The 11708-nt window shown below is 40.2% G+C and carries 8 protein-coding genes and 2 tRNA genes; 6 read left to right on the top strand and 4 right to left on the bottom strand.

What is annotated here, in order from left to right:
* Positions 1 to 249 precede the first annotated feature (249 nt).
* Positions 250 to 1149, top strand: coding sequence for a DNA-binding transcriptional regulator HcaR (gene hcaR, locus EG365_RS10325; protein ID WP_000423241.1), 900 nt, complete (start codon positions 250 to 252; stop codon positions 1147 to 1149).
* A gap of 263 nt (positions 1150 to 1412) precedes the next feature.
* Entirely contained in the window at positions 1413 to 2090 is a 678-nt protein-coding gene (locus tag EG365_RS10320) for a DUF1345 domain-containing protein (protein WP_000232918.1), read from the top strand.
* A 58-nt stretch (positions 2091 to 2148) separates the two neighbouring features.
* Here the strand turns inward: EG365_RS10320 and EG365_RS10315 are convergent, their stop codons facing one another.
* The 4 genes from EG365_RS10315 to EG365_RS10300 form a co-directional block, all read right to left on the bottom strand.
* Positions 2149 to 2754, bottom strand: coding sequence for a glutathione S-transferase family protein (locus EG365_RS10315; protein WP_000053844.1), 606 nt, complete (start codon positions 2752 to 2754; stop codon positions 2149 to 2151).
* A 49-nt stretch (positions 2755 to 2803) separates the two neighbouring features.
* Entirely contained in the window at positions 2804 to 3499 is a 696-nt protein-coding gene (locus tag EG365_RS10310; protein ID WP_000091415.1) for a helix-turn-helix transcriptional regulator, read from the bottom strand.
* 73 nt (positions 3500 to 3572) lie between these two features.
* The gene (locus tag EG365_RS10305) at positions 3573 to 4247 is read right to left on the bottom strand and encodes an HAD-IA family hydrolase (RefSeq protein WP_000054126.1); all 675 of its coding nucleotides are present in this window, start codon (positions 4245 to 4247) and stop codon (positions 3573 to 3575) included.
* Entirely contained in the window at positions 4244 to 5176 is a 933-nt protein-coding gene (locus EG365_RS10300) for an RluA family pseudouridine synthase (RefSeq protein WP_001089412.1), read from the bottom strand. The genes EG365_RS10305 and EG365_RS10300 overlap by 4 nt, the downstream gene beginning before the upstream one ends.
* 722 nt (positions 5177 to 5898) lie before the next feature.
* Between EG365_RS10300 and EG365_RS10290 the strand changes: the two genes are divergently transcribed.
* The 4 genes from EG365_RS10290 to EG365_RS10275 all read left to right on the top strand — a co-directional run bounded on the left by EG365_RS10290 (position 5899) and on the right by EG365_RS10275 (position 11671).
* Entirely contained in the window at positions 5899 to 9231 is a 3333-nt protein-coding gene (locus EG365_RS10290; RefSeq protein ID WP_000827306.1) for an Rne/Rng family ribonuclease, read from the top strand.
* A gap of 192 nt (positions 9232 to 9423) precedes the next feature.
* Positions 9424 to 11265, top strand: a complete 1842-nt coding sequence (locus EG365_RS10285; RefSeq protein WP_000084320.1) for a long-chain-acyl-CoA synthetase — start codon at positions 9424 to 9426, stop codon at positions 11263 to 11265.
* Between the two features lie 232 nt (positions 11266 to 11497).
* Positions 11498 to 11573: transfer RNA gene (locus EG365_RS10280), tRNA-Lys, on the top strand.
* Between the two features lie 22 nt (positions 11574 to 11595).
* Positions 11596 to 11671 (top strand) — tRNA-Lys (locus EG365_RS10275).
* The last annotated feature ends 37 nt before the right edge of the window (positions 11672 to 11708 follow it).

Below are 11708 nucleotides of genomic sequence, written 5' to 3'. Positions count from 1 at the left end.
AATATGAGAAAACTTTAAGTGAATTTCTGGAAAGTAATTTAAATTTCTTTTCTAAATTTAAAATCACTTTGTTATGAATATGAATTAATATATTTTACAAATTAATAATTAAATAAAATTTCATATTAATTTCATAATGATTTATAAATTTTCATTTATTTTATAAATACCTAAAGCACCTTCACGCTATATAGTTTTATGCTTTATACTTTGCTTAAATCATAGTAAGACATTTTTTGGATTAGTCTTATGGAATTACGCCATCTTCGATATTTCATTACAGTTGCTGAAGAATTAAATTTTAGTAAGGCCGCTCTCAAACTCTATACTGCTCAACCCTCCCTTAGCCAACAAATTAAAGATTTAGAAGAAGATGTCGGGGTACGACTTTTAAACCGCACAAAACGTAAAGTTGAGTTAACAGAAGAAGGTGAAGTATTTTTAGAGCATGCCCGTTTAACGCTTGCTCAAGCTGATAAAGCAGTAGCGATGGCCCGCCAAGTCTCAAAGGCTAAACAACAATTATTACGTATCGGTTTCGTCCCCATAGCAGAAATGAAAATTTTTCCATACGTACTTCCAAATCTGCGCTTACAACACCCTGACCTCACCATTGAATTATCAAGTTTAAATAACGCTGAGCAACTCAAAGCCTTAAAAAGAGGTGAACTCGACATCACGTTTACCCGTGATAATACTGAAAATGATGAAATCCAAAGCCAATTTGTCTTAACAGAACCTTTAATTTTTTTATTACCAAGAAACCATCCACTTGCGAAATATGACCGTATTCCGGTCAAAGCTTTGCATGGTATTGATTTTATTATTCCGGCAGCTGAACAATCTAATACACTACACAATACAATTTTAGAGTTTACTAAAACTCATGGTATTGACCTCAATATTGTACAAAAGGCCGATAGTATTTTACTTAATATAAACTCTATTGGTTCAGGCTTAGGTTGTACTATTTTACCTGCCTATGTCGCGCCTTTAGGGGTCTCTAACACTGTAGTTCGCCCTCTAGATGTCGAATTACCTTCTTTAGATTTATTTGTTAGTTATCGTAAAAATACAGAGTCAGTCGGTGTAAAAAGATTTATTGATCAACTCAACAAAGTATTTCATCTTGATAAAAATCTAGATTAAACACTTTAGGTATATTGACGCTTATTATTAAAGAATAAATGAGTTAGAAAATTTAAATGTATGTATAAATAAATGAAATTAAAATTTATTTAATATCTTTTATCGATTAATTAATTTGAGATAATTTTTATTATATTTTAGATTGTCACACTTAATAAAAACAAAAATGACGATCTAAATTATAAAGGTTATATAAAACCTAATGTTAAATTAACCAAACAGTAAAAAATATATTTAAGATAACAGCAAGGAGAGTTAACAAGATGGTTGGACTATTTCAGCATTTAGGACGTAGTGTACAAAACCGCCCTCACTTCTTTATTGCTTTAATTTTTGGAGTAGTTGTTGCAAGTTTATTGGCATGGCTCACTTCATGGAAATGGTCTACCATTTTATTAGCAAGCTGGAATGGCTCGATCAGTTTATATTTACTCCATGTCTGGAAACTGATGAGAAGTGCCGACCATTCACAAATGCAACAGCAAGCCAAAAAACAGGACGAAAGTAAATGGGTCATTATGCTCATTGTTTTATTGGCCATCACAATGAGTCTGGTTGCAATTTTGGTACAACTTTCCCAGCTCCCTTCTGGGCATTATGAAAAGTTAGGACATGTAGCGTTAGCTTTACTCACCATTATTTCAGCATGGCTTTTCATGCATACCGTTTTCGCTTTGCATTATGCCCATGACTTTTATATGGCTCTATCCAGAAATGAAGAGAATGGTGGATTAGACTTCCCGGGTACCGAACATCCGACCTACCCTGACTTCTTATATTTTAGCTATATTATTGGCACCTCAGCACAAACCGCCGATGTTTCAATTACCAACAAACATATGCGTCTTTTAAACTTATTTCATGCTGTATTATCTTTTGGCTTCAACACGACCATTTTAGCGATTTGTATTAACGTTGCTGCTGGCTTTCTTACCAACTAAGACCTTTATTTAAAAACAAAAAAAGCCCCATTTAGAGGGCTTTTAAGAATAACTATACTTACAACAGTTGGCCCATACTGCTTTGTTTTAAGCCTTCGCGCTGTTTGATCGTTTCAACATAACGTGCAATAGCTGGGTGCGATTCAATCGTTTTCATTTTTAATTGCCATAATAGCATGGCTCCAACACTTATATCTGCAGCGGTAAATTGTTCACCACATACATACGGATTTGCTTCACTCAGTCCTTGAACTAAAGCTTGATAAGCATCGTTATAATCACCATAACCCACAAACATTTTTTGCTCAGGTGAGATCTCTATTCCTAAAGCTTTATCGACACCAGCAGCTTCCCAAGGACCTGCCATCATAAAGAGCCAACGATAGTACAAACCACGTTTCGGATCATCTAAAGCAGGTGCCAAACCTTTGTCACTAAATTTGTCTGCCAGATATGCACAAATTGCACCTAATTCATAAATAACGACATCGCCATCTACCAATACAGGCACTTTCCCAAATGGGTTAAGCTTTAAATATTCGGGTGATTTCATCTCGGTTCGGTATGCTACTTCAATACGTTCACATTCCACGCCAAGCTCAACCAAAAGCCAGTCTATAACGACACCACGCGATTCATTGTTAGTATAAAGTTTAAGACTCATTCTTATTGCTCCTTGTTTATCGTGATTCCTAGTCTACAAATACCTTTTGTCAGTTTTTGTCAGTAGTCCTTTGCATTTCTTGTTTCCACCATCTTTGAAACAGATGTTTTTTAAATTCAGGATATATTTCCTCACTCATTTGCAAGTCATGAATACGATCTATCCGAAAATGGCGAAAGGCCTGCCGTAATTCACACCAAGCAGCAAGTACAACTTTGTCATGTAAATACCCTAAAGCAAAAGGCCAAAGAGAACGTTGACTTATACGCTTGTGTTCATCGCAATAATCGACTTTGATCTTTACTTGTTTACGAATCGCTAAACGTACTTGTTCTACTAAAGCTTCATCAACCGGATGCCAGTAATGTGTAACACCTAGCGTCATATCATCGATCAAATATTTCCGGTGCTCTGGTAAAACCGCATAAAGTTTAGAATAGATTGAAACAGCTGCCGATTTCATTGCCTGATCTGGAACGTCTTTCAACCACTCTAAAGCTAAAAATAGAGCCTCGGCTTCATTCTCATTAAAAGTAACCGGTGGTAATAAAATGTCTTCTTTAAGCTGAAACCCCAAACCTGCCGATGCATCTATTCTGACACCTTGAGCACGTAAACTATCAATATCACGGTAAATGCTGCGAATACTAATTCCCAAGCGTTCAGCCAAGACTTGAGCAGTAACGGGATAACGAGATTCACGGAGTTGCTGTAAAAGATTTAATAGACGAATAGAGCGGCTCATTTTTTCTCTTCTTATTGTTCTTTAGTTTTAAAAATAAGGAGGAATAAATTCCTCCTTCTTACATCATTTTAAATTACGCTACGTCTACAGTAGATAACTTTGCATACTCTCTTAAAAAGTTGTGCAGCTCAGGTACATCTTTAGCAATGGTTAAAGGTTGGAACTGTTGTAGAACTTCGACCGAGTGCACTCCATAGCCCACCCCAATACGAGGCATACCTAAACGCTGAGCCATTTCAAGGTCATAACTACTATCACCAATCATAACTGCCTGTTCGACACTTACTCCAGTTACAGTCAAGATTTCTTGTAACATGAGCGGGTCTGGTTTTGAACGGGTTTCATTGGCTGCTCGAGTAACATCAAACAGATGAGTACTCTGTGTTTTTGCAATCACACGGTCTAATCCACGACGGTTTTTACCCGTCGCAACTGCAAGTTTTAAACCTTGAGCTTTTAAGTCATGAAGTAGTTCAGAAATACCTTCAAACCATGCATCATTTGTCGAGTTGGCAATATAGTGATCGCCATATGCTTTTAAAATCGAATCATGCAAATCAGGTACTTCTGGAAATAAGGTCTGCATCACTTCCGGCAAACCTAAACCGATAATACTCTTTGCGGCTTCATCAGTCAGAGTTAACTTATGCTCTTCTGCCGCATGCTGTAAACTTGCAACAATCTGACCAACAGAATTATATAAAGTACCATCCCAGTCAAAAATCACTAATTCGGTTTTCAGACTCATTTTGCTACTCTCAAAGCCTCTAATAACTGGGTCATGTCTTCTGGCAACGGTGCTTCAATCGTTGGGTAACCCGGAATATCCAAACGCATGGCATGTAAACACAAACGGCGTGCTTCAGGCCCCGTATATGCAGTGTTGTGCCCATATTTATCATCGCCCACCAACGGATGTCCAATACTTAAACCATGTACACGAATTTGATGGGTACGCCCTGATAAAGGAGATGCATGAACTAAAGTGGCATTTTTAAAGCGCTCTGCAACTACCCATTCGGTTTTACTTGGCTTACCTTCTTTAGATACACGTACACGACGTTCGCCATTGGCTAACTCATAACGAAATAAAGGCGCATCAATGAGCTGTTTATCAAGACTCACCTGACCTTTTACAATCGCTGCATAGGTCTTACGAATTTTGTGTTCACGCAACATATCTTGTAGCAGTTTTAAAGTGCTACGCTTCTTACTAATCATAACTAGGCCAGAAGTATCGCGGTCAATACGGTGAATCAGTTCTAAATATTTTTTACCTGTTGCCGCACGTAGTGCCTCAATCAAACCATAAGCCACGCCACTACCACCATGTACAGCAATACCTGATGGTTTATTTACAACTAATAGACCTTCATCTTCATAGACCACACGACTTAATAAACCTTGAGCCACACTGTCGCTTACAGGAACAGCAGTTTCATCTTTTTGTTCATAGCGAATAGGTGCAACACGAATCTGGTCCCCAATTGCAAGTTTGGTCTCGGCTTTAATACGTTTTTTATTCACGCGAACCTGACCTTCACGAATCAAACGATAAATTCGACTCTTTGGCACACCCTTTAAACGTGAAAACAGGAAATTATCGATTCGTTGTCCTGCTTGATGCTCATCCACCTCAAACCAAGTGACACTTTGCCATTGCTGTGTAGAATTCATACTAATATTTAAACCTGAAATTTTACGAAATTTGATTAATAAATGACCGATTAGCTTAGTTTTTTCACAAGAAATCTAAGCTTAGCCCATAGGCAGATGCTGCAAGGTTTGATATAGTCAGCGCACGGATACCACCGTAAGTGAACATCTAAAGGGAAATTTCCCTGATTGAAACCTCAATCAAAATGATGCTTTCATCACCAGCTCGGACAGGTCCTAAAGAATTATGCCGACGCCGAAGGCTTATTATATCGGCAAAATGACAAACTGTTGCGTTTAATTCAGTTTGTTCAAAAAAATATGTTACCAACTCTAGTTGGTTATGGAACGTAAACTGATACACATCAGACAAATCGCTCCTTAATGTTGCCTTCAGGCTAAAGCGTTGATGCATTGGAACTGCCGAAAGCACCGATACGATGAGCATTCCGTATCAAACTTCCAATAAAGAAGTCACTTCGCGCCCAATGACAGTGAAAGTCATTAACCAATGCACCGCTCACCCGCCAGTGAAGCAAAAAGGAATTCCGATTTAAAGGTTGAAGCAGTATTGCCTACATCACAGACGAGAATCGAAGCTAAGGCTAAATGTAGCCGGTAACAGATGACTCAGACCACAAGTATTTTGAGATCTGGGAAATGATCCGTCATGTTCGATGTTCGTTCAGAACCTTTAAGTTTGTTTGGTTTGTTTGTGTGAGTCACTATTAGGTGTCACACCCATGAAACGTATGTTGATTAATGCAACTCATGCCGAAGAAGTTCGCGTTGCACTTATCACTGGTAATCGTCTTTACGATTTTGATTTAGAGAATCGTACCCGAGAACAGAAAAAATCCAATATCTATAAAGGCCATGTCACCCGCGTAGAACCATCTTTAGAAGCTGTTTTTGTTGAATATGGCGCAGGTCGTCAAGGCTTCTTGTCTATGCGTGAAATTGCGAATAGCTATTTTCAGGCAGACCCACGTCAAACTTCAAACATTCGTGAACTTATTACTGAAGGCACAGAGCTTTTAGTTCAGGTTGAAAAAGAAGAACGTGGTAATAAAGGTGCAGCACTTTCTACGTTTATTTCCCTTGCAGGCCGTTATTTAGTTCTTATGCCAAATAACCCGAAAGGTGGTGGTATTAGCCGTCAAATTTCAGGTTCAGTACGTGAAGAATTAAAAGAAATTTTAGCTTCTTTAAATGTACCTCGTGGTATGAGCGTTATTGTTCGTACTGCCGGTATTGGCCGTACTCAAGAAGAATTACAGCTCGATTTACAACACTTGCTTGACCTTTGGGCACAAATCCAAGGTACAGCGAGCTCAGGCCCTTCTCCGATGCTTGTTCATCAAGAAGCGGGGGTAGTAACACGTGCAATTCGTGATTACTTACGTGATGACGTTGCTGAAATCTTAATTGATAGCGAACAAGCTTATAACGAAGCATATAACTTTGTTAAAGCAGTGATGCCTCGTCAATTAGACAAATTAAAAACTTATACTTTAAACGAGCCATTGTTTGCTCATTTTGGTATTGAAAGCCAAATTCAAACTGCTTACGAGCGTGAAGTAAAACTTCCTTCTGGCGGTTCAATTGTGATTGACCAGACCGAAGCTTTAGTTTCAATCGATATTAACTCTGCGAAATCAACTCGCGGTCATGATGTTGAAGAAACTGCACTGAACACCAACCTTGAAGCAGCAGAAGAAATTGCTCGCCAGCTTCGTTTACGTGACATTGGCGGTTTAGTAGTTATCGACTTTATCGATATGACTAAAGAACGCAATCAACGTATGGTTGAAGCAAAACTTCGTGAAGCAACACAAAGCGATCGTGCCCGTATCCAGTTCGGTCAATTGTCTCGTTTTGGCTTAATGGAAATGAGCCGTCAACGCTTACGCCCATCGCTTGAAGAAGCAACAGGTTATGTATGCCCTCGCTGTCATGGTACAGGCATGGTTCGTGACTTACGTTCGCTTTCTCTTTCAATTATGCGTAAAGTTGAAGAGATTGCACTTCGTGAACGTCATGGTGAAGTTCAGGTTGAAGTTCCAGTTGAAATCGCAGCCTTCTTGCTTAATGAAAAACGCCATAGTCTAGTGTATTTAGAGCAAACTTCTGGTGTACGTGTGACTGTATTGCCACACCCGCACTTAGAAACTCCACATTACGAAATTGCATATAACCCAGATGGCTTTGCTCCATCTAGCTATGAACGTACAGAAGCAACCCGTTCTAGCGAGAAAGAGTTAGGTTATGAGTCTTCTGAATGGCATTTAGAAGAAGCAGATCATGGCCATGCTCATGTAACTGCTACAGCTTCAACTCATGCTGCGGCTCAGAAAAAAGCAAATCATGCAACTCAACCTGTAGCACAACCTTCTGCTCAAAAAGCAGCAAGCCCTTGTGCATGGTTAGAAAACCTGTTTGTTCAAAAACAAGCGCAAACAGTTGACCAATCTCGTTCAGCACAAAATGCTGCTGCTGCGATTGAGCAAATGGTGAATACAGGCGCAGTAAGCCGCGGACAGTTCGGTCAAGTAGCCGTACCTGCTGTTGCAGAAGTTGCGCCAGTTCAATCAAATAATGCTTATATTTCACAGTCACCTGTGAAACAAGACGTTCGTGAACATGTTGAAAAAGATGATAAATCTCAGCAACAACGTCAGAACAACAAAAAGCGTAAACATAAAGAGCAACGTGAACAACATCACCAATCACATGAACAGCAACATCAAGTTCATGAAGAAGTGGTTCAATTGTCACGCCAAGAACAACGTGAGTTAAAACGTCAGCAAAAACGTCAACAGCAGCAAGATCAGCAACATCAAAATAATGATGTACAACACACTGAAAATGCTGTGCCACGCCGTGACCGTAATAATCAACAACGTCCAAACCGTCCAAATCGCCACCGCGATCCAAGTGTATTAAATGAAAATCAAAATACACCGGTTGTTATTGATGAAAAACAAATTAAGGTTGATGTGATTGATGCACCTAAGCATGATGTCATGAACACTGCTTTAATCATCAATGTTGATCAAGGTCAAAGTGAGATTGTTGCACTTACGCCTGAGCATCGTCACGTTGAGCGAGTTGAAACGACTTCTACTGAAGTTGCTCAAGAGCCAACTCCAGCTCCTGTTGTAGCCGAGAAAGCTGCTGTAGTTGAAACCAAAGAAGAAGCTCAGCCAAGCCAAGAAGCTGCTCAGCCACAAATCAAACGTGCTAGCAATGACCCTCGTATGCGTCGTCGTCAGCAACGTGAGGCTAAACACGCTAAGGCAGCTACGCCATCTATTGCGCCATCGCAAATTCCAACTTTGGCACAACACACAATCGGTAGTTTAATCCGTCATGTGTATGGTGAAGATTGCACCGTATTGATTGAACAATTTGGTCTAGTCCCAACGTTTAATCGTGCTTTGCAGAAATTTGCAGAACAGTACGCAAGTACGTTAGTAGTTGAAGTTACTGCTGAAACGGAAGAGAAAAAGCCGGTAACTCGTGATGCAGAACTTCCAAGCCACAAACCGGCTGAAGAAGCAGAACCTGCACCAGTACTTCCGCTTACTCCGCCGCAAGCACCAGCTCCACGTGTTGCAAATGACCCGCGTGAGCGTCGTCGTTTAGCAAAACTTGCTGCGGAACAAGCATTTGAGCAAGTGAAACAACAACATTCTGCTCAAGAAGAAGTTGCTACTCCTGCTCCTGTAGCAGAAGAAACCGTTGCTGCTCCAACTGCTGAAACACAAGCAACAGTTGAACCAGCACAACAACCGCTTGAACTTAATCAGTCAACTGAAGTGGTACAACCTGAAGCTGCTCCTGCAGAGGAAAAAGCTACAGAAGAAACAGTAGCTGAAGCTCCTGCAGCGAAGGAACCTGCGCCATCAAAAGCAGCAAGCAAAGCAAAAGCAGCGGCTGAAGAAACAGTAGCTCCGACTGAAGCAACAACTGATGCCGAATCAGAAGACGTTAAGGCAGATAAGGACAAACCGAGCCGCCCTCGTCGCCCTCGTGGCCGTCCGCCAAAAAAAGCTAATCCTGTAGCTGAGTAAGCCATTTGCTCAATTGCAGCTAATTTAAACAAACCTAGTCATTTCGATGACTAGGTTTTTTTTGTTATTTTTAGCCAATTAGGTTGATTGCACTAGAAGAAAAGTTTTAAAAGCATGGTGAACCATGAAAACTATTGGACTTTTTGCCCACACAACCTTTTTTGGATTGATCGAAAAATAAATAGGATTGATATGAGCCAGACAACACAGACCGATATCATTACGCTTGGTGATGTTGCCACAAGACTTCCTAGCTTCATTCCCAAAGTACCCCATATCCTAAATGGTCTTAAACAGGCTTATTTAAGAACATCAAATACTCCAACAGGTTTGGGTATTGCTTTTGAAAAAGCTGTTAAAAGAAATCCGAAAGGCACGGCATTATTATTTGAAGATCAAAGTTATTCTTATGAAGCTTTAAATGAATGGGCAAACCAGATTTCCCATTATTATCTTTCTCTCGGAGCGCGTAAAGGGGACGTCATTGCTGTAATGATTGAAAACCGCTCTGAGCTGATTGCAACAATTGTTGGTTTAGCCAAAATTGGTGTGACAATTGCACTTGTAAATACATCTCAAGTCGGTAAGGTTCTCGCTCATAGCATCAATCTTGTAAAACCTATTGCCGTTATTGCTGGTGAAGAAGTCCGAGCTGCTATTGATGAAATTCGTCAGGACTTAAATGTACCTAAAGACCGCTTCCACTGGTTCGCAGATCAGGCAACACGTCAAAACTCGGGTACAGCGCCTGAAGGCTATGTCAATCTTGCGGACCAAATTGATCAATTTCCAAAATTCAATCCGTCTACTACCCGCTCTGTCACTGGTAACGATGGTCTGTTCTATATCTACACATCAGGTACAACAGGTTTACCAAAGGCGGTTATTTTCAAGCACAGTCGCTGGACATTAGCGTATGGCACCTATGGTCATATCTTAAACTTAGGACCAGATGACGTCATGTACGTGACCTTACCGCTTTACCATGCAACAGGCGTGGTGGTTTGCTGGTGTGGCGTTATCGCAGGCAGTGCAACACTTGCGATTCGACGTAAATATTCGACTAGCGCATTCTGGAAAGATGTTCAAAAATTTAATGCGTCTGCCATTGGTTATGTTGGTGAACTTTGCCGCTACTTGATGGATGCTCCTGTCACCGAGCTTGACCGCAACCATCGTGTAACCAAAATGATTGGTAATGGTATGCGCCCAAATATCTGGGACAAGTTCAAACAACGCTTTGGTGTTAAAGAAGTACTTGAGCTTTATGCATCGAGTGAAGGCAATGTTGGATTTAGTAATATTTTCAACTTTGACAATACGGTTGGCTTCTCTCCTACTCCATATGCCATTATCCAATTCGATAAAGAGAAAAACGAGCCAGTACGCGATAAAAATGGCTGGTGCCAGAAAGTAAAAGCAGGTGAAGTTGGCCTACTCATCGGGAAAATTACCAGCCGCTCGCCATTTGATGGTTACACTGACCCTGAAAAGAACAAGTCTGTGATCTGGAAAGATGTTTTCAAGAAAGGTGATTCTTATTTCAACACAGGTGATTTGGTCCGTGACATCGGCTTCCGTCATGCCCAGTTTGTTGACCGTCTAGGTGATACTTTCCGATGGAAAGGTGAAAATGTATCAACGACTGAAGTTGAAAATATGGTGTGCGAATACGACAAAATTGCCGAAGCTGTCGTTTATGGGGTAGAAATTCCAAATACCAATGGCCGTGCCGGTATGGCAGCGATCACTCTCGCAGATGGTGAAGAGCTAAATGATGCTGATTTAACCGAAATGGTGACCGTATTTAAGAAATGTTTACCTACCTATGCAGTACCTGTATTTTTACGTGTACAAAAAAAGGTCGAAACAACAGGTACATTTAAATATCAGAAGAATAAACTGAAGGAAGAAGCGTTTAATCCAAGCAAAACTTCTGAACGTTTACTCGCTTTATTACCTGGTGCAAGCAGTTATTGTGATATCACAACTGAAATTTTTGACAATATTCAGGCGTATAAATACCGTTTTTAGTTTATTTTTTAGCTAAACAAGAGGAAATCGTGCTTTTTATAAGCAATCATGCAAATGTTTTTAAATTTCCTCTTGTGTTAGTTGAATAACTTGCTAAAATACGCGACATCAAAACGATACAGTGTTTAGAAGTGTTACTTCTCTCTGAGTCAGTTCGAGTTTGATTGCTAAAGAAAATTATAGATTTTCTCCTGCATTCAAGTAAAACAAGGTTTTACTTAATTCTCGCTCAGGGTCGTTAGCTCAGTTGGTAGAGCAGCGGACTTTTAATCCGTTGGTCCCGCGTTCGAGTCGCGGACGACCCACCACTTATTAGTTTTGAACCTATTTGGGTCGTTAGCTCAGTTGGTAGAGCAGCGGACTTTTAATCCGTTGGTCCCGCGTTCGAGTCGCGGACGACCCACCAAATTCTAAAAAGCCTCTCAGTTCGAGAGGCTTTTTTT

The sequence above is a fragment of the Acinetobacter sp. FDAARGOS_494 genome (assembly GCF_003812225.1).
Classification (GTDB): Bacteria; Pseudomonadota; Gammaproteobacteria; order Pseudomonadales; family Moraxellaceae; genus Acinetobacter; species Acinetobacter baumannii.
Note: the sequence above shows the minus strand (reverse complement) of the source record. Positions and strands in the feature narration are given on the sequence as shown.